Origin of the sequence: Gleimia hominis, assembly GCF_032085515.1 — a bacterium.
Classification (GTDB): Bacteria; Actinomycetota; Actinomycetes; order Actinomycetales; family Actinomycetaceae; genus Gleimia; species Gleimia hominis.
Window position 1 is genome coordinate 1,384,202 of the sequence record NZ_JASXSX010000001.1, and the last position, 22,635, is coordinate 1,406,836.

The following is a 22,635-nucleotide window of genomic DNA, read 5'->3' on the forward strand; positions in this document are numbered from 1 at the left end:
GATCATGCGCAGAGCAAAAATTGTTTGTACGATTGGGCCGGCCACTGAAAGCCCTGAACAGATCCAAGCGTTGGTCGACGCGGGGATGGATATGGCGCGGATTAACCGCAGTCACGGCACGGTCGAGGCCCATGAGGAAGTTGTGCGGCGCGTCCGTAAAGCCGCGCGTGCATCGGGGCGGGCGATTGCAGTCCTAGTTGACTTGCAGGGCCCGAAGATTCGGTTGGCTCGCTTTGAAAATGGCCCGCACAAGTTGGAGGTCGGTGACGAGTTCACGATCACAACGCGCGATGTTCCTGGCACAAAAGAACTGGTTGGCACCACTTTTAAAGGGCTTCCAGGAGACTGCCGGCCGGGTGACCGCCTGCTGATTGACGACGGTAACGTCGCGGTGCGCGTCATTGAAGTGGACGAGACGGATGTGAAAACCCGGGTTGAAGTTCCGGGAATGGTGTCGAATAACAAGGGCATTAATCTCCCGGGCGTTTCCGTGTCGGTTCCCGCGCTGTCAGAAAAGGATAAGGAAGATCTGCGCTGGGGACTCAATATTGGCGCGGATTACATTGCGTTGTCGTTCGTGCGGGATGCGAAAGATATTGAGGACGTGCGGGCCATTATGGATGAAGAGGGAATCCACCGGCCCGTGATTGCGAAGATTGAGAAGCCGCAGGCGGTGGATAATCTTCTGGAAATCGTTGAGGCCTTTGACGGCATCATGGTGGCTCGCGGTGACCTGGGTGTGGAAATGCCACTTGAGAGCGTGCCGCTGGTTCAAAAGCGGGCGATCGAACTGGCGCGACGCCAGTCTAAACCGGTGATTGTAGCCACGCAGGTGATGGATTCGATGATCAAGAATCCGCGTCCCACCCGCGCGGAAGCTTCCGACTGTGCGAACGCGATTTTGGATGGTGCGGACGCCGTGATGCTTTCTGGGGAAACGTCCGTGGGCGCATATCCGATTGAGGCGGTACGGACAATGGCCCGGATCGTGGAGAACGTGGAGGAGAACGGTGGGGAGCGGATTGCCCCTCTAGGCGCGTTCAACGTAGCTAAGTCCTCTGTGATTACGCAGGCGGCTGCCACCATTGCGGAACGCCTGGACGTGAAGTTCATCGTTACCTTCACCCAGTCTGGTTCTACTGCGCGGCAAATGTCGAGGTTGCGCTCTCCGATCCCGATGCTCGCGTTCACGCCGCTGGACACCACGCGTAACCAGCTTGCGCTGTCGTGGGGGCTGCAAACCTACCGGGTTCCTGAGGTAAAACATACCGACGACATGGTGTGGCAAGTGGATCAGGTGTGTCGGCTCGCCGGGTTAGCTCAAGAAGGCGATGAGATTGTGATTGTGGCGGGGATGCCGCCGGGCACGCCCGGTTCAACAAACTCGCTGCGGATCCACACGATTGGTGATGATGTGGATTACAGCTTGGGCGGTCAGGTGCCGTTCGGGATCTAACGCAGTGGGAGTGGCCGGACGCGATTGTTAGGCCGGCAGGTGTAAGTGGGGTTACTCAACTGTGAGTAACCCCACCTTGTTTTACTTGACTCTTCCCTCTTCGCCGCATATTGTTTAGACTTAATGTGTTGCCGAAAGGTGATGCAAACAACTTGGCTAAACGCTCTTGGCTTTTGCCAACGAAGCCCATGCTGCTAGCAACTACCCATCTTGCGCTAGCACCAAGCCGCTGACGACACAGCGCTATAGCCTCGGGCGGTGCCCAAGTACCAAAAGCTATTAGTGGTGTTTACCTGCGCACACTACGCGCACAGCACCACGGAAGAGGAAGGAAGAAGAATGAAGAAATTTAGCATTTATGACACGCACAGCGGCCGGCAGGCACGCAACCTGTTCGAAACAAGTCTTTCAGAGGCGGTTCGCCCCTGGTTCCAAGACATGACGAACCACCGCGTGCTGCAGGCAATCGACGAGCTAGCAGAACCTGCTAAACGTGGGCAAGCAGCCGCGTTCTTAGGGCTCCTGCTGGAACCGGTGGCGTAAAGCCCGCGCACGTACGTGTGTTTGAGTCCGACGGGACAATCAGCGTTGAAGCAAACGGTAAACTCCGCGCACGCACGTGTGTTTGGAATACACGCGAACGCGCGTTTGGAATATTAGGAATCCACGAACGCGGCCTCTAGGCCACGAACGCGAGGTTGAAACATAAAAAAGAGGCCAAGGTAATCGCCTTGGCCTCTTTAGTTAGTAGCTCGGATGGGATTCGAACCCATAACAAGCCGGGTTTGAGCCGACCGCCTCTGCCAATTGGGCTACCGAGCCGCTGCATTAAGCACGTGTTACAGAATAATGCATGTTCGCTATGAATGCCAACGTGTTACCTCGCCATCTGCGAACATGAACTAGAATAGGATACAAGACCTAGATTTCAAAATAAGGATAAGGATGACCAACTTGGAGAAACAGTCGCGCCGCGTTCTTGTAGCTGAAGATGAGACACTCATCCGCCTCGACATAGTGGAAACGCTGAAGGGCGCTGGATACGACGTGGTTGCGGAATGTGACAATGGTGAGGACGCGGTGAGTAAAGCCCTCGAGCTGGAACCAGATGTCTGTGTGCTCGACGTGAAAATGCCGAAAATGGACGGGATCACTGCGGCCGAGAATATTCTGAAGGAACTCTCCTGCGCTGTGGTTATGCTCACAGCATTTTCGCAGACCGAACTGGTTGAACGGGCACGTGACGCCGGTGCAATGGCATACGTGGTGAAACCGTTCTCACCAACCGACTTGCTGCCCGCCGTTAACATCGCCCTGTCGCGGCAAAGTGAAATGATGGCGATGGAAGACGAAATCGCGGACCTCACCGAACGGTTCGAAACCCGCAAGCGCGTTGACCGCGCAAAGGGACTGCTTATGAACAGCATGGGCATGAGTGAGCCAGATGCCTTCCGGTGGATCCAAAAAACATCCATGGACCGGCGCCTGTCGATGCGTGAGGTTGCGGACGCAGTGATCGAGCAGGTCACGGAGAGCTAACCCCTCAAAGCCCACATCTTTTAACCCGGCTAACATAACGAGGATAAGTGGGTGTCTACGGTGGCGGGGAACGACCTCCCGTACGCGCCTGTGAAAGGGCACCACTAAGAACTTGGGACTAATCGAACGCGCCGGATAACGAGCGTAGTGAATGAGCGTAGTGAAAGGAATCTCCACTCGATGAGTGAATCGGAACTACTGGTAATTGACGGACACTCGATGGCATTTCGGGCCTTTTACGCGCTCCCCGCGGAGAACTTCACTACCTCCGGCGGGCAGCACACGAACGCGGTCTACGGATTCGTGTCCATGCTCGTGAAGATGCTGGAAACGCACCAGCCCACTCACCTCGCAGTCGCTTTCGACCTCGCCAGCGGATCGTTTCGGAACCAGGAGTACGCAGACTACAAAGCGGGGCGGAAGAAAACTCCCGAAGAGTTCAAAGACCAGGTGCCGTTGATCGAACAGGTGCTTAAAGCGATGGGCATCGCGGTTTTGACGAAAGAGGGATTCGAAGCTGACGATATCCTCGCAACCCTGGCGCACATGGGGCAGGACCAGGGTGCGCACGTGCTCGTGGCATCGGGCGATCGCGACTCGTTCCAGCTGATCACCGACCAAGTGCAAGTGATCTACCCGGGTCGGAGCCCATCGGACCTGCGGATCATGGACACGGCCGCGATAGAAGAAAAATACGGGGTGGAACCCGCGCGCTACCCGCACATCGCCGCACTCGTAGGGGAAAAGGCCGACAACCTGCCCGGTGTACCCGGCGTTGGGGAGAAAACTGCGGCCCAGTGGATTCGAAAATACGATGGTCTCGAAGGAGTGCTGGCGAATGCCGATAAGATCGGTGGTAAACGGGGCGAAGCGCTGCGTGAGCACGCGGAAGATGTGAAACGTAACCGGCGGTTAAACCACTTGCGTACCGACGTGGACTTGGGGGTGGACCTGGATGCTCTGCGCCGCCAGCCGGTGGACCACGTAGCTCTCGGTAAACTCTTCGACAGCCTTCAGATTCGCACGTTACGCGACCGGGTGCGGGCCGTTGACGTGGGAGAAGCTGGTGAGGCACATGCGCTGCAGAACTCGGCGCCTCAAGAAACCCATCAGGAAACCCCTCAAGAAACGCACGTGCAAACCACCCGTGATATTTCGGTGCAAGAGTGGGCGAAGCAAGTGAAGGCGGCGCGGGGGATTGCTATTGACGTGTTCCCGCACGAACGAAACAAAGAAATCGCGCAAATCGCACTCTACCGCGACAGTCGGGCGCTCGTACTGGATCCCCTGGAACTGGATGCACAGCGAGAAAAAGAACTGGGTGCACTACTTGCGTCGACCCCTCTCGCGGTCCGTGGCGCAAAAACCCTGCGACACCAATTTGCTGAGCGAGGCATGGAGCTTGGCGATGATCTGTTCGACGTGGAATTAGCGGCGTACCTGTGTCAGCCGGGATGGGCGAACTACCGGATATCCACACTGGCGCAAGCATATCTCGACCGAGAAGTACCGGAACCGGAAGATAAAAAACAGCAACCACTATTTGCGGATACCGCGACCCTCGCACAGTTGGCATGCGCCGTGTTTGACCTGCGCGAACAGCTGGAAGAGTGGTTGGACCAGCGGAACGCAAGCGAACTGTTCGCGGATCTGGAAGCTCCCCTGCAACGAGTGCTCTACCGAATGGAAGCGCGCGGCATACAGGTCGATCGGCGCGTGCTGCAAGACCTGGCGGGGGAGCTAGCGAAAGAAACCCAGCAGGCAGCGCAAGGCGCATACGATGCAATCGGGAAACAAGTTAATCTTTCCAGCCCAAAGCAGCTGCAGACAGTGCTGTTCGAAGATCTGAACATGCCGAAAACCCGCAAGATCAAAACCGGGTACACAACTAACGCGGCGGCCCTCGAGAAACTCTACGCGCAAACCCACCACCCGTTCTTAGAGAACCTGCTGGCGCACCGCGACAAGATTAAACGCCGGCAAACCGTGGACGGCCTGATTGACGCCGTGGCGCCAGATGGGCGGATCCACACGACTTTCCAACAAACTGCGGCTGCGACAGGCCGGCTGGCTTCGTCGGATCCGAACCTGCAGAACATCCCGGCCCGCACCAGTGAAGGGATGCGGATTCGCGAAGCGTTCGTCCCCGGCCAAGATTACGATCTGCTAGTTACCGCCGATTACTCGCAGATTGAAATGCGGATAATGGCGCACTTGTCTAGAGATTCCGCGTTGATTGAGGCGTTTAAATCCGGTGAGGACCTACACAAAACCATGGCTGCGATGGTGTTTCACGTGCCGGTTGAGGATGTGGATCAACACTTGCGGTCGCGAATCAAAGCCACGTCCTACGGGTTGGCGTACGGCTTGTCTGCCTACGGTCTGTCACAGCAGTTAGGTACGAGCGTGAATGAGGCGCGTGCGCTGCGCAAACAATATTTCGAACGGTTCGGAGGGGTACAGGACTTCCTCCAAGCCATCGTGCAGCAAGCACGGCACACGGGGTACACCGAGACGATCATGGGGCGGCGCAGGTACTTCCCAGACCTGAACTCCACGAACCGGCAACGGCGCGAAATTGCGGAACGCGCTGCCCTCAACGCACCCATTCAAGGGTCGGCCGCCGACATCATTAAAGTCGCGATGCTGAACGTAGAAAAAGCATTGGCGGATGCTGGTTTGCGTGCCCGCATGCTCCTGCAAGTTCATGATGAGCTAGTGCTTGAAGTGGGGGAAAACGAGGTTGACCAGGTCGAATCAATACTGCGTGAGCAGATGGGCAGTGCCGGCCACCTGGATGTTCCTCTGGACGTGTCAGTGGGGGTGGGGGCCTCATGGAGAACAGCCGCACACTAAAAAACAGTAAAATGCGACCAATCTCTCTTTCTGAATAGGGGGATACGGCTAGTAATTGCGGGCCTGTTACCTGATAGTATCGGCATTGTGTGTCTGACACTCTGCTCTCCCAACTGGGAAATATCCAATGGATATGCACCCCATAACAGGTGTGAGGCACGCATGTACTCTGTCCGATAACTACTATAAGCAAATTTGGGGAACATAAATATATGACCACCTCTACGCCCCAGCAGCCCGAGCAGGTTGCCGTAAACGACATTGGATCCGAAGAGGATCTACTCGCCGCAGTCGACGAGACCATTAAATATTTCAAAGAAGGCGACATCGTCGAAGGTACAGTCGTCAAGGTCGACCGTGACGAAGTCCTGCTCGACATCGGTTACAAAACCGAAGGCGTTATTCTTTCACGCGAACTTTCCATCAAACACGACGTCGACCCAGACGACGTGGTTGAAGTTGGAGACACGACCGAAGCGCTAGTCCTACAAATGGAGGACAAGGAAGGCCGCCTACTTCTTTCGAAGAAGCGCGCCCAATACGAACGTGCCTGGGGCACCATTGAAAACATCAAGGAAGAGGACGGGGTTGTTACCGGCACCGTCATCGAGGTTGTTAAAGGTGGTCTGATCCTAGACATCGGTCTGCGCGGCTTCCTCCCGGCATCACTGGTTGAAATGCGTCGCGTGCGCGACCTGCAGCCCTACATTGGGCGCGAACTCGAAGCGAAAATCATTGAGCTCGACAAGAACCGCAACAACGTTGTTCTTTCGCGCCGCGCATGGCTCGAGCAGACCCAGTCTGAGGTCCGCACAAACTTCCTCAACACCTTGCAAAAAGGTCAAATCCGCACAGGTGTCATCTCCTCGATCGTCAACTTCGGCGCGTTCGTGGACCTGGGTGGCGTAGACGGCCTTGTGCACGTATCCGAACTGTCCTGGAAGCACATCGACCACCCGTCCGAAGTGGTTGAGGTGGGCGACGAGGTTACCGTGGAGGTTCTGGATGTGGACATGAACCGCGAACGCGTTTCACTGTCCCTGAAGGCCACGCAAGAGGATCCGTGGCAGGTATTCGCCCGCACGCACGCCATCGGCCAGGTTGTGCCCGGCAAGGTCACGAAGCTGGTTCCGTTCGGCGCGTTCGTCCGCGTGGAAGACGGAATCGAAGGCCTGGTGCACATTTCCGAGCTGGCTCAGCGTCACATCGATACGCCCGAGCAGGTCGTTAAGGTTGGCAACGAAGTCTTCGTCAAGATCATTGACATCGACTTGGAACGCCGCCGCATCTCCCTGTCACTGAAGCAGGCGAACGAGGGCATCGACCCGAACTCGGAGGACTTCGACCCGTCCCTGTACGGTATGGCCGCAGAATACGACGAGAACGGCGAGTACAAGTACCCCGAAGGCTTCGATCCGGAAACCCAGGAATGGATGGAAGGTTACGAAGAGCAGCGGGACGCTTGGGAAGAACAGTACGCGCAAGCACACGCCCGGTGGGAAGCGCACAAGGCACAGGTGGCGCGCGCACTCGAAGAAGACGCAGAAGCAGCGCCTTCGATCGAGGACACGGCGTCCTACTCCACTCCCGTGGAATCTTCCGGCACGCTCGCTTCCGACGAAGCACTCGCAGCGCTGCGTGAGAAGTTGACGAACAACTAACGCGCGCACTTAGCGAAAAAGCAAGAGTGGGCTCAGCCAGTGGCTGAGCCCACTTATGCTATGGAAACGCTAGAACAATGATCTGAAAGGGCACGCGCATGCTAATCAAACTGCGGCCACTCCCACCAGCTGCACGCAAGCGAGTCTATCGAGTGGGGATCACCGGGGGAATAGGAAGCGGTAAGTCCACGTTCACAACTGCGCTGCGTCGCTTAGGGAAAGTTGTGGCGGATGCGGACCGGATTGCACGCGAGATCGTGGGGCCCGGTGAGCCGGCGTTGGCTCAGATTGAGCACCGGTTCGGAGCAGCGGTGATTGCCCCAGATGGCCAGCTCAACCGCGCGCGGTTGGCAGAAATAGTTTTCAATAACCCTGCGGCCCGCGCGGATCTAAACGCCATCACGCACCCACTGATTCACGAACGAGCGCAAGCACTCATGGCGAACGCACCGGGTCGCTACGCATTCTACGACGCGCCGGTGCTCATAGAATCCGGCGGGGTAAACAACGTGGATGCGGTTGTGGTGATTACCGCGCCGCTAGAGAAACGGAGGGCGTGGGTGCAGCAAAAGCGAGGACTGAGCCGCGAAAAGTTTGACGCTAGGGTGCGTGCACAACTGAGCGATCAAGAACGCCTCGACCACGCCCACATAGAAGTGCGCAACAACGCGACCGCAAGCAAACTGCGCGAAGACGCCCACCGCCTCACGGAACTGCTCGATACGCACCTGGAAATCGCAGACCAAACGGTTTAACGCGGGAAGCGAACGCGCGTGGCGAAAACCCGGTAGGCACGTAGACTAGCGGGTATGGATAGCCCTATTGTGCGCCAAGAAGCAGCGTTCGAAGTCGTTTCCGAATTCAGCCCCTCCGGGGACCAGCCCAGCGCGATCGCACAGTTGCGAGACCGGATTAATGCGGGGGAAAAAGACGTGGTTCTACTGGGAGCAACGGGCACTGGTAAGTCCGCGACCGCAGCGTGGACAATCGAACAGATCCAACGGCCGACACTGGTGATGGCGCCCAATAAGACACTGGCGGCGCAACTGGCGGCGGAACTGCGGGAACTACTACCCCATAACGCGGTTGAATACTTCGTGTCCTACTACGACTACTACCAGCCGGAAGCCTATGTGCCGCAAACGGATACGTATATAGAAAAAGACTCGTCTATTAACGACGAGGTAGAACGTTTGCGCCACTCCGCCACTAATAGTTTATTGACCCGCCGTGACACCGTGGTGGTTGCGTCCGTGTCCTGCATTTACGGCCTCGGGACCCCCGAAGAATACGTGGCGCGCATGGTGGAACTGCAGGTGGGGATGGAAATCGACCGCAATGAGCTGCTGCGCCAGTTCGTCGCCATGCAATACACCCGCAACGACGTGGCGTTCACGCGTGGCACGTTCCGCGTGCGTGGGGACACGATCGAAATCATTCCCGTGTATGAGGAACTTGCAATCCGCATAGAAATGTTCGGCGACGAGATTGAGAACCTCGCGGTGCTGCATCCGCTGACAGGGAATTTGATTCGCGAGGTCGACCACGCGTTCTTGTTCCCCGCATCCCACTACGTGGCGGGGGAGGAACGGATGAAGCACGCGATCGAGTCGATTGAAGCGGAACTGGATGAGCGGGTGGCGTGGTTTAAGAAGCAAAATAAGTTGCTTGAGGCGCAGCGCCTGCAAATGCGCACCACGTATGACCTGGAGATGATGAGGGAGATTGGCTCGTGTTCGGGGATTGAGAACTATTCGAGGCACATTGACGGCCGCGGGCCAGGTACCCCGCCGCACACCCTCCTGGATTACTTTCCGGACGACTTCGTTCTGGTAATCGACGAATCGCACGTGACAGTACCGCAAATCGGGGCGATGTACGAAGGGGACATGTCCCGTAAACGCACGCTCGTTGACCACGGTTTCCGCTTACCATCGGCGATGGATAACCGGCCCCTAAAGTGGGATGAGTTCTTGGAACGCATCGGCCAAACCATCTACATGTCTGCAACGCCCGGCCCGTACGAATTGGAGCAATCGCACGGAGTGGTGGAGCAAATCATCCGCCCAACCGGTCTGGTAGACCCGAAAGTGATTGTGAAACCCACGGAGGGGCAAATCGATGACCTCATGGATGAAATTAACCAGCGGGTGGAACGGAACGAACGGGTTCTGGTAACTACCCTCACGAAAAAAATGGCGGAAGAACTGACAGACTACCTGCTGGCGCGCGATATCCGCGTGGAATACCTGCATTCTGACGTGGATACGCTCCGGCGGGTGGAACTGCTGCGGGAACTGCGCATGGGGAAGTTCGACGTGCTGGTGGGGATTAACTTGCTGCGTGAGGGACTGGACTTGCCGGAAGTGTCACTGGTCGCGATTCTGGATGCGGACAAAGAGGGGTTCTTGCGGTCCACCACATCTTTGATTCAAACGATTGGGCGTGCCGCCAGGAACGTGAATGGGCAAGTGCACATGTACGCGGACCACATTACGGAATCCATGCGGTACGCGATCGACGAAACGCAGCGCCGGCGCGAGAAGCAGATAGCGTATAACAAGGAACACGGGGTGGACCCGCAGCCGCTGCGGAAAAAAATCCAAGACGTCACCGACATGCTTGCCCGTGAGGATATTGACACGGAGGAACTGCTTTCCGGAGGGTACCGCCAGCCGGTTACGGATGCGGATAAGGGCCTTGAGGGACTGTCGACGCGCGCCCAACTGGCAGGTGCAGCGGAGGCGGACCTGGAGGGGCTGATTGACCAGCTGACCCAGCAGATGCATGCCGCCGCGGAAGACCTCCAGTTTGAGGTTGCAGCCCGGTTGCGCGACGAACTGTCGGAACTAAAACAGGAGCTGCGGCAGATGCGGGCCGCTAACTAAAGCACGGTCACAGCTTTTGTGTGGGCACCTGCTGGGCCCGAACACTGGCTCGCCAACTACCTCACATTATGTTGTTGCCGCGAGCGCAACCCGGGCCGATTAAACTGGGTGCGATATTGTTAAAACTGCAGATAATCCACTGAAGGGACCATCGTTTTGGACGTCCATCTTCTCGGCTGGCTCGGACTAGCGGCCGTAGTCGTAGCGCTGGTGGCGGTAGACATTTTTGGGCACGTGCGCACCCCGCACGAACCCACCCTAAAAGAAGCCGCTAAATGGAGCGCCGGATACATTGCTTTAGCGTTAGCATTTGGCCTTCTGATCTGGGGGATTTGGGGGCTGAAGTACGCGGGGGAGTACTGGGCGGGGTGGATCACCGAGTGGTCGCTTTCGCTCGACAACCTGTTCGTGTTCATCATAATTATTGGCGCATTCCGCGTCCCGCGCGCATTCCAACAGAAAGTGCTGCTGTCCGGTATTATCATTGCGCTCGTGCTGCGGCTCGTGTTCATCCTAATTGGGGGTGCGATTATTGCGCGGTGGGCGTGGATTTTCTACATTTTTGGCCTGTGGTTGCTTTACACGGCGTACACGCAGGTGCGAGATGGGTTGCAAGATGACGAAGCGGACGCGGAGTATACGGAACCGAAGTTCGTGACCCTCATGCGGAAGGTGTTCCCGGTTACTGACGGGTTCGTGTCCGACAAACTGTTGCATCGGCATGCGGGCCGCACCTACATTACACCTCTGTTGCTCGTAATCGTCGCGCTCGGCTCCGCGGACCTCATGTTCGCGTTCGATTCGATTCCCGCGATTTTCGGGTTAACGCGCGAGCCGTTCATCGTGTTTGCCGCCAACGCGTTTGCCCTGCTTGGGTTGCGGCAATTGTACTTTTTGATCGATGGCCTGTTAGAAAAACTCGTTTACCTGCACTTTGGTTTAGCTGCGATCCTCGCGTTCATTGGGGTGAAGCTGATTTTGCACGCTATGCACGAGAATACGTTTAGTTTCTTAAACGGCGGCAAGGGTTTCGACGTTCCCGAAATCGGCATCCCTGGTTCTTTAGGCTTCATCATCGTCACCCTGGTAGTCACGGTAGTCGCATCCATTTGGAAGTCCCGCAAAGACAAGTCGCGTTCGTAGCGAACAAACCGGTTTTCCTTTTGATTTTGCTTGAGGGCCGGTCGGGGTCTCCTGGTGTAGTTAGATACCGCTAAGCTAGTGCGTGTGAAAGATGTTAGTGCCATTTCTACGTACGCAGAATCTGGGTTAACTACCGCGCAAGTGAAGCAGGCGCAAGAGCGCGGTGAGTCGAACAAGATGAACACGCGCTCATCGCGGTCGTTCAAAGCGATTTTGCGGACCAACTTGCTGACCATTTTTAACGCGATCTTGGTTTCTTGCATGGTCGTTGTGCTGCTGGTGGGGCAGTGGCAAGACGCCGTGTTCGGCGTGGTGATGGTCGCAAATATCCTCATTGGAACCGGTTCGGAACTGCGGGCAAAACGCACGCTAGACAAGCTGGCGATACTTCAATCGCCGAAAACAGTGGTGGTGCGCGACGGACAGGCTCAGGAGATCGCATCATCAGACGTGGTCACGCAGGACGTGATTTGTGTGAGCGCGGGCGACCAGGTGGTTGCGGACGGTGAGGTGTGCCACGCTGCGGGGTTGCGGGTAGATGAGTCGATGCTTACGGGGGAGTCCGTGCCCGTGGCGAAGCAGGCGGGGGATTCGCTCATGTCTGGCACGACTATCGTGGCGGGCAACGGGGTGTTCCAAGCAACCGCCGTGGGCAGGGATGCGTACGCGGGGCAGCTAACCGCGGAGGCGAAGCAGTTCACTCGCGCTCGCTCCGAGATTGCCGAGGGCATCGATCGGGTGTTGAAGTGGATTTCCTGGGTGATCGTGCCGATGGTGTGCCTGTTGGTGTGGTCGCAGCTGCGCAGTGCGGAGGGCGTGTCGTGGCAGCACGCCGTCGTCTTGGCGATCGCGGGAGTTGTGGGCATGATTCCGCAAGGTCTGGTGCTACTCACCTCCATGAACTTCGCGTTGGCGTCCGCGCAGTTGGCTCGCCAGAACGTGCTGGTTCAAGAGTTGAATGCAGTGGAGGTACTGGCCCGTGTCGATCGGTTGTGTTTGGACAAAACCGGGACGCTCACCACGGGGACAATGACGGTCACCGACATGAACCACTATGTGGATGATGACCAGGCGGGCCGCCGCGCGTTGGCGTACTTAGTGAGTGACGAGGGGAATGACACCGCGCGGGCCGTTAAATCCGCTCTAGAAGACGTTTCCCCGTCGGATCCGGACCGGTATGTCGCGTTCGATTCGTCGCGCAAGTGGTCTGCCCTGCAGGACCATGAGGGAACCTGGTTCTTCGGTGCGCCCGAGATTCTGCTGAAGCAAGCTAGGGGAGAGGCCGCGCAGCAAGCCCGCGAACAAGTCGATGAATGCGCTAAGCAGGGAGCGCGCGTGGTGTGCCTAGTGCGTTCAAAGCAACCGCTGAATGAGGACGAACCAGAGCTGGCAGACGATCTTGCGCCGGTTCTGCTGGTGGTTTTGCAAGAGGAAATCCGTTCGGATGCCGAAGAAACGCTGCAGTACTTTAGGGAACAAGAAGTGGGGTTAAAGGTCATCTCCGGAGACAACCCCACTACTGTGGGCGCGTTGGCGCAGCGCGTAAACTTATGCGGGGACCGGCAGGTGCGGACGTTTGACGCCCGCGAGTTTCCGCAAGATGAGGCTGAAGCCCGCCGCGTGTGTCAAGAATACGACGTGTTTGGCCGCGTCACCCCGGATGTGAAACGCAAAATGGTGAAGGCCCTGCAAGCTGACGGGCACACGGTGGCGATGACGGGTGACGGTGTAAACGACGTTTTGGCACTGAAAGCTGCAGACCTGGGGATCGCAATGGGGTCGGGCACCACGGCTACAAAAGCAGTGGCGAAAGTGGTGCTGGTTGATGGAAAGTTCTCCAAACTCCCGGGCGTCGTGGCGCAGGGACGGCGCATTATCGCGAACATGGAGCGCGTCTCGTCCCTGTTCTTAACGAAGACCTTCTACGTTGCCGCTATCTCCGCGGTGGTTGCCCTTATGGCGTGGCGGTTCCCGTTTTTGCCGCGGCAAATGACGATCATCTCTAGCCTCACAATCGGCATTCCCTCATTCTTCTTGGCACTCGCACCCAACAAGCGCCGCTACACACCCGGGTTCTTGCAACGCACCCTGGCATTGGCTGTGCCTTCAGCCGCAGTGATTGGCATTACCGCCCTGGTGATATACCGGCTTTGCGGTGAAACCAGGGAGGAATCATCCACAGCTGCGACCCTCGCGGTAGTTATTGGTGGGCTCTACTTACTTGGCATCTTGTCGCGGCCCCTAGTGCCGTGGCGCATCGCGCTCCTGACCACCATGGCGGGTTTAGCGGTAGTTACCGTAATGACGCCGATGCTGCGCACCTTCTTCGCACTGCAGTGGCCGACGGGATGGACGTGGCTGATAATCGTCTTGGCCGGCATCGTGCAGGCACTGCTTTTAGAGGGGATTCACCGAACCCACGACCGAGCGTACGGTGCCGTGACCCGCATCGTTCGGTGACCTACCAGGTGGAGGTGTCCTCTGCGTTACCAGCGGCGAGGCGGCGTGACAGCACGGCTGCGACCATGAGCTGTAGCTGGTGGAAAACAATGACCGGGATCGTCACTTGCGCAACTATGTGCGGGGGGAAGATGATCGCCGCCATCGGCAGGCCGGTGGCTAGGGATTTCTTGGAACCACACATGAGTAACGCGATGTTGTCGGGTCGGGACAGTTTGAGGACACGCCCGGCCCGCCAGGTTGCTGACATGACGATAGCCAGGATTATGGCAGCTGCGATGATGAGCATAATCGCGTCTTTCCACGACACAGTGGCCCACAATCCGCGCGCGGTAGCACCGGCAATACCGGCGGCGACGACAATCAGAATGGTGCCGCGGTCCACCGCTTTAGTTAGCCACTTTGAGCGTCGAACCCAGTTCCCTACTTTTGGTTGCAGTAGCTGGCCGATAATAAAGGGGATCAATAGCTGAATCAAAACGTTAATTATCGAGTCACTGCCCACCCCCGTTTTTGCCCCCATTATGAGCATGACCAGCAGTGGTGTAATGACCATGCCGATAATATTAGACACGGTCGCAGAGCAGACCGCGCCCGCCACGTTCCCTCCGGCAATCGATGTGAACGACACGGAGGACTGCACTGTGGAAGGCAGCAGCGTCATGTACAGTACCCCCAGGGCGAACGTGGGGCCAAGCAGTGCCTCGTGCCTCAAAAGCGGATAAAGTGCCCACCCCAGCAGGGGAATGAACACGAACGTGGAAAACATTACGGTCCCTTGAAGTTTGAGATTCTTTAAACCTTCCCAAACTTCAGAGGTGCGAAGCCGCATTCCGTATACGAGGAACAGGGCCATTACCGCAACTTTGCCCGCTATTTCAAGAGCCTTAATCCACCCGGAGGGAATTGGAATCAAAATTCCCAGCACCAAAATGGTCACTAGGGAGACAATAAACGGGTCTATATAACGCGATAACTTCACTTTTGTCACCATAGCAAAGTTCCCCCGCGTTGCCATGAGGGTTGGCATGGGTCACAGCGGCTTTAAGTGCTAGCGTAAAGGCATGGATACAAATCTTTCTTGCGACATTAAGGGACACCCGGAAGCGCCGGTGCTACTACTGGGGTCAGCGCTTGGATCTGATCGGCACATGTGGGATGACGTGATGCCGGCGCTCACCAAGTTCCGCGTGGTTCGCTACGATCTTCCCGGGCACGGCCTGTCCCCACTGCTTGATGTGGATGGGCCCGCCCAGGTTGAGGACCTTGGGCGCGCGATTTTGAAAATGTTGGACGACGTGGGGGTAGACACGTTCCACGCGGCTGGGTTGTCGCTGGGTGGAATGCTCAGTTTGTGGTTGGCAATAAACGCGCCGGAACGGGTTAAATCAGTAACCATGCTGTCGTCGGGGCCGGTGTTGGAACCGTCGAGCGCGTGGGAGGAAAAGGCGGCGGCCGTGCGGTCGAATGGCACGCAGTCACTGGTGGATGCAACGATGCAACGGTGGTTCACCCCCCAGTTCCTCGCCCAGGGTGGCCCGCGCGTGCAGCGCACCCGCAACACGTTCATATCCTGCGCTGACGAGGGGTACGCGCAGTGCTGCGAGGTGATCGCTTCGATGGATAACCGCGATGGTGCGGCAAAACTGCAGCAACCGTTGAATATTATCTGCGCGACGCACGATCAGACGCTCCCGCCCAATGAGGCCCACGAGTTCGCGAAAACGGTTAGAAACGGCGGTAACGACGCTGTGACCGTGCAGGAGATTACGGATGCGGCTCACATGAGTGCGGTGGAACGCCCCGATGAAGTCCGGGTGGCGCTCAGCCAGGCGATGGCACAGATAAAGCCGTTTCGCTTCAAGTTCGGAGCCACTAAGCTCAGCTACGGCATGAAGTAGTTGCCAATCCAATTTTTCAGCCAGAAAGGTCCCCGCGTCTTCGGAAGCGGGGACCTCGCGCTAACCACAGTGCCTACACCTAGTGGGCCAGCGAATTAGAGAAGCGGCCGAGGATCAGGGGTTGGGCTGTGGAAAATCAGCGGGAGTTTCAAATTTCTCCGCCATCTCCCCAATCGTGGGTTCCCATTCGCGGATAATTATGCGCCGCACCAGGCCCTGTGAGAAGAACGGGTCTTTTTCCAGTAGCTCTTGCGCTTCCCGCGCAGTAGCAGTGTGCATGAGCAGGAGCGCGCCGGCGAACGTGGCGTCGCGCAAGTGCCCGGAAGAAATGAGTTTCCCCTGCGCATTCAGCCCACGCAGATAGCTGCGGTGCGAGTGGCGCAGTTCGTTCAAAAATGTTTGCGTCGATGGTTCGTATTCGTAGGTCACAGCATAAATCGGCATATAACCAGTATCCTCCTGAAATCGTTAATTTTCTAGGCCTTTAGTGAGGATTCTCAATCGAACAGTTGTGCGACAGTTTGCGACGATGATCTAGAGTGGGTGATGTGCATGAGAATCTTGTAGTCCGCGGAGCCCGTCAACATAACTTGAAGAGCGTTAATGTCGATTTGCCGCGCGACAAAATGGTGGTGTTCACCGGTTTGTCTGGGTCAGGTAAGTCCTCACTTGCGTTTGACACGATTTTCGCTGAGGGGCAGCGGCGGTATGTGGAGTCTTTGTCGTCGTATGCCCGCCAGTTTTTGGGGCAGATGGACAAGCCGGACGTGGATTTCATTGAGGGTCTTTCGCCCGCTGTTTCGATTGATCAAAAGTCCACGTCCCGCAACCCGCGGTCCACGGTGGGGACGATTACGGAGATTCACGATTACTTGCGGTTGCTCTACGCGCGGGCTGGGATTCAGCACTGCCCGGTGTGTGGCGAAGAGATCGTGTCGCAAACCCCGCAGCAGATTGTGGACGCGGTGATGGAGTTTCCGCAGCGCACCCGGTTTATTGTGCGTGCGCCCATGGTGCGTGGCCGCAAGGGCGAGTACCAGGATTTGTTTGAGGAGCTGCGCGAAAAAGGGTTCGCCCGCGTGGTGGTCGATGGGGAACAGTTCCGGCTCGATGACGTGCCGGTTTTGGAGAAGAAGCTGCGTCACGATATTGACGTGGTAGTGGACCGCCTAGTTATTCGCGAGGGGATTCACCAGCGGCTAACAGATTCGGTGGAAACAGCGCTCGGTTTAACGAATGGGATCGTGGTGGTTGAACGCGTGGACCTGCCCGAAGATGATCCGGCGCGGTCGCGTCGGTTTTCGGAAAAACGCGCTTGCCCCAATAACCATGAGTTGACGCTTGAGGAGATTGAGCCGCGCACGTTCTCATTCAACGCTCCATACGGGGCGTGCCCCACGTGTTCCGGAATTGGTTCGCGGTTGGAAGTGGATGAAGACCTAGTGGTGCCCGATAAGGAACTGTCATTAGCCGAAGGTGCGGTAGCGGTGTGGACAGCGAACAACAAGTACCACCGCAATTTGTTGAAGGGCTTGGCGAAACAGTTAGATTTTTCTATGGATACGCCGTGGAAAGATCTGCCGAAGAAGATTCAAAAAGCGGTGTTGCACGGGCGTGACTACAAGGTACACGTGCGGTACCGCAACCGGTGGGGGCGTGAACGCTCCTACACGACGGGGTTCGAAGGCGCAGTACAGTACATTGAACGCAAACGGGAAGAAACTGAGTCTGAGAACCAGTTGGACCGGTTGAACTCGTACATGCGGGAGGTTCCGTGCACCAAGTGTCACGGGGCCCGGTTAAAACCTGAGGTTCTGGCCGTCACGGTTGGGGGAGTTTCAATCGCGCAGCTATCAGACCTGTCTATTGCGCGGGCGCACGAACTGCTGTCTACCCTCAAGCTAGAAGGGGCGGCGGCGAAAATTGCCAAACCCGTGTTGACTGAAGTACTGGTGCGCATGCAATTCCTGTTAGACGTGGGGCTGAACTACCTAACGCTTTCACGCGCGGCCGGAACCCTGTCTGGCGGGGAAGCGCAACGAATCCGACTGGCAACGCAGATAGGTTCGGGCCTGGTGGGAGTGCTGTACGTACTCGACGAACCGTCAATCGGCTTGCATCAGCGCGACAACCGGCGCCTGATCGACACGCTCCTTCACCTGCGCGACCTGGGGAACACCTTGATCGTGGTGGAGCACGATGAAGAAACGATTGAATCTGCCGACTGGATCGTGGACATTGGGCCGCGAGCGGGGGAAGAGGGCGGCGAAATCATCCACTCCGGCACGGTTGCGGCGCTGAAGAAAAACACTCAATCGTTGACGGGGGACTACCTGTCGGGGCGGAAGGCGATTGCTGTGCCGTCAAAACGGCGGCCGGTGAACAAGAAACAGATGATTACGGTGAAGGGGGCGCGGGAGAACAACCTGCGCAACATTACCGTTAAGTTCCCCCGCGGCGTGTTCATCTCCGTCACGGGCGTATCTGGGTCTGGAAAGTCGACGCTCGTGAACTCCATTTTGTACCGTTCACTCGCGACGCGGCTGAACCGGGCACAGCTCGTTCCCGGCCGGCACACGTCCGTGACCGGCACGGAAGATCTGGACAAAGTGGTGCACGTGGACCAGTCGCCAATCGGGCGCACTCCGCGTTCAAACCCCGCGACGTACACCGGCGTGTGGGACCACGTGCGGCAACTGTTCGCACAAACGCCGGAGGCGCAAGTGCGTGGGTACACGCCGGGCCGCTTCTCGTTCAACGTCAAAGGCGGTCGGTGCGAGGCATGCAAAGGGGACGGTACCCTCAAGATAGAAATGAACTTCCTGCCTGACGTGTACGTGCCGTGCGAAGTGTGCCACGGTAAACGCTACAACCGCGAGACGCTGGAGATCTTGTATAAGGGCAAGACCGTGTCTGACATTTTGGAAATGCCAATCGCGCAGGCTGCGGAATTTTTCGCCCCGATCCAAAAGATCGCGCGGCACCTCAATACGCTCGTGGAAGTCGGGTTGGGATACGTGCGTTTAGGCCAGTCCGCAACCACCCTGTCGGGCGGTGAGGCTCAGCGCGTGAAGTTGGCGTCCGAACTGCAGCGGCGTTCCCGTGGGCGTTCCGTGTACGTGCTGGACGAACCCACCACGGGTTTGCATTCCGAGGACATCCGTAAGCTCCTGTTGGTATTGCAGGGCCTGGTGGATAAGGGCAATACCGTGATCGTGATCGAACACAACCTGGACATTATTAAATCCACGGACTGGGTAATCGACATGGGGCCAGAAGGTGGTGAAGGCGGCGGCACTGTGATCGCGCAGGGTACCCCCGAGGATGTGGCCACCGTTGCCGCGTCTTACACCGGGCAGTACCTAAAGAAGGTGTTGGCTAGTTCACCCGTTGAGGAACGCGAGTCAATCGACTAGTCGTCTTCCTCGTTGTACAGCGCGTCGATTTCGTTTGCGAAGTCGCGGGTGATTACGTTGCGTTTGATTTTCAGTGAGGGCGTGAGGTACCCGTTGTCGACCGTGAACTGCGCGTTGATGATGCGGAACCGGCGAATTGACTCCGCGCGGGACACCGCTTTGTTAGCGCGTTTAATGGCGCGGTCCAGGGAAGCCCGCACGTTCGGGTCGTGGGTGGCTGCGATCGGGGAGATCGGGTCTAGCCCGTGGTTTTCCAGCCAGGTTGGGAGCATTTCTTCATCTAGCGTAATTAGGGCTCCGATGTAGGGGCGTTTCTCACCGACCACCACCACGTGGGCGATGAGGGGGTGGGTTATCAACGCGTCCTCCAGCACGGCGGGGGACACGTTTTTCCCACCGGCCGTGACGATGAGGTCTTTCATCCGCCCCGTAATGGTGAGGTTCCCGCGCTCATCTAACGTGCCGAGGTCACCGGTGTGGAACCAGCCGTCTTGAAGTGCCTCCTGGGTCTGTTCTGGGTCGTCGAGGTACCCGTGGAACACGACGTCGCCACGCACGCACACTTCTCCGTCGGAGCTGATGCGCAGTTCGTTGCCTGGCAAAGCCGAACCAACGGATTCCATGGGGGTCGTGACGGGGTCTGAGAGGGTGGCGGGGCCGGTAGTTTCCGATAGGCCCCAGCCTTGCAAAATCTCGATGCCGAGGCCGTGAAAGAAGTGCCCTAAATCGGAAGACAGGGGGGCGCCACCAATCACCATGTACTGCATTGGGCCGAGCACATCCGTCACCCGGTGGAGCACCAGGCGGTGGGCGAGCGCTTTTTCGGCACGCAGACGCGCCGATGGCCCCAGGCGGGTGTGCTGTGCTTTCGAGAACGCGATGGCACGCGAGGCCGCCCACCGGAACAGTTTTAGACGCAGACCCTTGCCGGCTTTAGCTTCCGCGGCGTTGTAGATTTTTTCGAGTACGCGGGGGACTAGTAGGAGCGCGGTGGGTTTAAAGCTCTCCATGTCCGTGAGGAGGTTCTTCGTGTCGGGGCTGTGAGCGACCACGGCGGGGCCGGCTAGAACCGCGTATTGCACGAAGCGGGCGAGCACGTGCGCGAGCGGGAGAAAGAGCAGCAAGCTCTGATTCGGGTCGCCGATCGCATAAGGAACCCGCTCGTGGATCGCGTAGATCGTATCGACGAAGTTGCGGTGCCTTAGAATCGCACCTTTGGGCTTACCGGTGGTGCCGGAGGTGAATATGATCGTGGCGATGTCATCAATTTGTGGTTGCGACTGTGCCGTGGTGAGCTGATTTTCGTCTACCTGAGCGCCCGCGTCAATGAGGGTTTGTAGGCCGTCTGATTCGAGGGTGAAGAACTGTTTCACAGTGGGTGCGCACGCGTGTTCCAGCAGTTCGTAGCGTTGAATCGTGTCACAGATCGCCATTTGAATGTGTGCTTTACGGGTAATCCACGTGATTTGCTCGGCGGAGTCTGAATCGTAAATCGGGACGATGACTATCCCCAAGGAGGAGGCCGCGTAGTCAAGCAGCATCCATTCGTATGAGGTGGATGCCATGATCGCCACCCGGTCGCCTTTTTTTAGGCCCATCCCGAGGAAACCGCGGGCGCACTCATTGATTTCGTTGAGCAGTTGCCGCGCCGTAACCCCGGTCCAACCGCCCACGCCACGGCGCCGACGGACAGCAACCTGATTCGGTGATTTACGCGCGCGTTTAACCATGAAATCGTAAACGGTGCATTCACTGCGGTTAGGGTGCGAACGGTTGCGTCCACGAAACAACACCACGGTCTCCTTCAAAACAATAGTCGAGTGTAACTTAACAATAGTTGATGAAACGCCTTGAGGTTAAACGCTAGACTGAATGCGTTTAATGGTGAGGAGTAGTAGCCGGTGGTTTTGCGGAGCACTTTGACGGTGAGCCCGATTGGGGACTTGATCTTGTCGGCGCGTTCAGATGAGCTAGTTGCGTGTCAGTTTGCGGATCATACCCGCACGGATAACCCCTACGTCGGGGTGTGGGTGTCCCCGGCAGATTCCGTTTTGTCGAATGCGGCTGAAGAGTTGGCGGCTTATTTTGAGGGCGAGCTGCGCACCTTCGCGGTGCCTCATAATGTGAGTGGCCCAGCTTTTAGTGAGCGCGTGTGGCGGGCTTTAGAAGCGATTCCGTATGGGGAAACGGTTTCGTATGGGGATATTGCTCGTAAGCTCGGTAAGCCGGGTGCTGCGCGGGCAGTTGGATCAGCTGTGGGACGTAACCCCCTGTGCATCGTGTTGCCGTGCCACCGGGTGATTGGAGCGGACGGGTCCATCACGGGATTCACCGGTGGGGTGGAACGCAAACGCGCCCTCTTGCAGCTTGAGTACCGGGCTACGCACGCGCCCCACACGCGTTCCGCCGATCTGCTGTCTGGCCTCTGACCGGGCGTGGTGCGAGCGGCCTAACGACGGTGGTTTAAGATCCACTTCATTACTTTGAGCACCCCCGTGTCCGCGTGATGCTCGGCAACGTAGCGGGCGTGTGGAAACACGTTCTCGTGTGCGTTCGCCATCGCAAAAGAAAATCCGCACGCGTCCAACAGTTCGTTGTCGTTCTCGTAATCACCAAACCCGATGGTTTCGTCGTGGCTGATCCCCAGTTCGGCTTGCAGAGTGCGCACGGCAACGCCCTTGTTTGACCCCAGGGGCATGAAATCTAACCAGTGGTCAGCTGCCCGCACGATTTGCAGCTGGTCCTTGAACGGTGCCAGCCGGGCGTACGAACCCGTGTCCGGGTGGCCGAAGTCGTACAGCGCCATTTTTGTGCATGGGGACGCGCCTGCCTCATGCAAATCACCAATCTGGTTGGTACGCACGTTGTAGTACAGCACCTGGTCCAAGAACGGCTGGTCAGTGCGTTCAACGTACGCACCTTCGGGAGTGGAAAGCAGCAGGCCCACGTCATAGTTTTCTGCACGCAGTTGCCGGACCGCGTCAATCAGCGCATGCACCAGATCGGGTTCGAACACGACGGTAGGTTCGCCGTGGCCATCGCGGCGGATCATCCCACCGTTTTCGCCAATCAGCGTCATCCCCGGGTGGTGTGAGTCGAACATGCGGGCAAGCGTGTACTGCTGCCGCCCCGACACAGGCACAAATGTAATCCCAGCGTCATCCAGCTCGTCCAGCAGGTCCCAGATGCCAGGCGGAAAATCTCCGCCGGGCAGCAAAAGCGTGCCGTCCATGTCCACTACCGCGAGGCGTACGCGCGATAGTGCCCGCTGGGTTTGTTCTGGAAGTGCATTCAGGTTCGTAACGTTGCGCATAC

At 57.6% G+C, this 22,635-nt stretch carries 16 protein-coding genes and 1 tRNA gene; 12 read left to right on the forward strand and 5 right to left on the reverse strand.

The window, feature by feature from the left end; genetic code table 11:
* The first annotated feature begins 4 nt into the window (after positions 1–4).
* Both pyk and QS713_RS05895 read left to right on the forward strand, forming a co-directional pair.
* Positions 5–1,456 carry a pyruvate kinase gene (gene pyk, locus QS713_RS05890; RefSeq protein WP_102215844.1) on the forward strand — a complete coding sequence of 484 codons (1,452 nt, stop codon included), beginning with the start codon at positions 5–7 and terminating at the stop codon, positions 1,454–1,456.
* 339 nt (positions 1,457–1,795) lie between these two features.
* On the forward strand, positions 1,796–1,999 hold the full coding sequence (locus QS713_RS05895; RefSeq protein ID WP_102215843.1) for a hypothetical protein: 204 nt from the start codon (positions 1,796–1,798) through the stop codon (positions 1,997–1,999).
* Between the two features lie 205 nt (positions 2,000–2,204).
* Here QS713_RS05895 and QS713_RS05900 read toward each other — a convergent pair.
* Positions 2,205–2,278, reverse strand: a tRNA-Leu gene (locus tag QS713_RS05900).
* A gap of 123 nt (positions 2,279–2,401) precedes the next feature.
* Here QS713_RS05900 and QS713_RS05905 point away from each other — a divergent pair.
* From QS713_RS05905 to QS713_RS05935, 7 genes are all read left to right on the forward strand, one after another.
* The gene (locus tag QS713_RS05905; protein ID WP_313273288.1) at positions 2,402–2,995 is read left to right on the forward strand and encodes an ANTAR domain-containing response regulator; all 594 of its coding nucleotides are present in this window, start codon (positions 2,402–2,404) and stop codon (positions 2,993–2,995) included.
* A 180-nt stretch (positions 2,996–3,175) separates the two neighbouring features.
* Entirely contained in the window at positions 3,176–5,851 is a 2,676-nt protein-coding gene (gene polA, locus QS713_RS05910) for a DNA polymerase I (RefSeq protein ID WP_313273291.1), read from the forward strand.
* A 212-nt stretch (positions 5,852–6,063) separates the two neighbouring features.
* Entirely contained in the window at positions 6,064–7,512 is a 1,449-nt protein-coding gene (gene rpsA, locus QS713_RS05915) for a 30S ribosomal protein S1 (protein WP_102215840.1), read from the forward strand.
* Between the two features lie 98 nt (positions 7,513–7,610).
* Positions 7,611–8,267, forward strand: a complete 657-nt coding sequence (coaE, locus tag QS713_RS05920; protein WP_313273295.1) for a dephospho-CoA kinase — start codon at positions 7,611–7,613, stop codon at positions 8,265–8,267.
* 54 nt (positions 8,268–8,321) lie between these two features.
* Positions 8,322–10,400, forward strand: coding sequence for an excinuclease ABC subunit UvrB (uvrB, locus tag QS713_RS05925; protein WP_313273296.1), 2,079 nt, complete (start codon positions 8,322–8,324; stop codon positions 10,398–10,400).
* 156 nt (positions 10,401–10,556) lie between these two features.
* Positions 10,557–11,543, forward strand: coding sequence for a TerC/Alx family metal homeostasis membrane protein (locus QS713_RS05930; RefSeq protein WP_313273299.1), 987 nt, complete (start codon positions 10,557–10,559; stop codon positions 11,541–11,543).
* A gap of 84 nt (positions 11,544–11,627) precedes the next feature.
* Positions 11,628–14,003 carry an HAD-IC family P-type ATPase gene (locus tag QS713_RS05935; RefSeq protein WP_313273302.1) on the forward strand — a complete coding sequence of 792 codons (2,376 nt, stop codon included), beginning with the start codon at positions 11,628–11,630 and terminating at the stop codon, positions 14,001–14,003.
* Position 14,004: 1 nt separating this feature from the next.
* On the opposite strand, the gene QS713_RS05940 is transcribed toward QS713_RS05935, so the two are convergent.
* Positions 14,005–14,985 carry a bile acid:sodium symporter family protein gene (locus QS713_RS05940; RefSeq protein ID WP_313273305.1) on the reverse strand — a complete coding sequence of 327 codons (981 nt, stop codon included), beginning with the start codon at positions 14,983–14,985 and terminating at the stop codon, positions 14,005–14,007.
* Positions 14,986–15,067: 82 nt separating this feature from the next.
* Between QS713_RS05940 and QS713_RS05945 the strand changes: the two genes are divergently transcribed.
* On the forward strand, positions 15,068–15,904 hold the full coding sequence (locus QS713_RS05945; protein WP_313273308.1) for an alpha/beta fold hydrolase: 837 nt from the start codon (positions 15,068–15,070) through the stop codon (positions 15,902–15,904).
* A 114-nt stretch (positions 15,905–16,018) separates the two neighbouring features.
* Here QS713_RS05945 and QS713_RS05950 read toward each other — a convergent pair whose 3' ends face one another.
* Positions 16,019–16,348: a YciI family protein gene (locus QS713_RS05950; RefSeq protein ID WP_313273310.1), complete on the reverse strand. Its 330-nt coding sequence runs from the start codon at positions 16,346–16,348 to the stop codon at positions 16,019–16,021.
* 104 nt (positions 16,349–16,452) lie between these two features.
* Between QS713_RS05950 and uvrA the strand changes: the two genes are divergently transcribed.
* Positions 16,453–19,320 carry an excinuclease ABC subunit UvrA gene (gene uvrA / locus QS713_RS05955; protein ID WP_313273312.1) on the forward strand — a complete coding sequence of 956 codons (2,868 nt, stop codon included), beginning with the start codon at positions 16,453–16,455 and terminating at the stop codon, positions 19,318–19,320.
* On the opposite strand, the gene QS713_RS05960 is transcribed toward uvrA, so the two are convergent.
* Positions 19,317–21,116, reverse strand: a complete 1,800-nt coding sequence (locus QS713_RS05960) for an AMP-dependent synthetase/ligase (protein WP_313273313.1) — start codon at positions 21,114–21,116, stop codon at positions 19,317–19,319. The two genes, uvrA and QS713_RS05960, sit on opposite strands and share 4 nt — an antisense overlap.
* 105 nt (positions 21,117–21,221) lie before the next feature.
* Between QS713_RS05960 and QS713_RS05965 the strand changes: the two genes are divergently transcribed.
* The gene (locus QS713_RS05965) at positions 21,222–21,749 is read left to right on the forward strand and encodes a methylated-DNA--[protein]-cysteine S-methyltransferase (protein ID WP_313273315.1); all 528 of its coding nucleotides are present in this window, start codon (positions 21,222–21,224) and stop codon (positions 21,747–21,749) included.
* Between the two features lie 20 nt (positions 21,750–21,769).
* Here QS713_RS05965 and QS713_RS05970 read toward each other — a convergent pair whose 3' ends face one another.
* Positions 21,770–22,633 carry an HAD family hydrolase gene (locus QS713_RS05970; RefSeq protein WP_313273317.1) on the reverse strand — a complete coding sequence of 288 codons (864 nt, stop codon included), beginning with the start codon at positions 22,631–22,633 and terminating at the stop codon, positions 21,770–21,772.
* Positions 22,634–22,635: the final 2 nt, after the last annotated feature.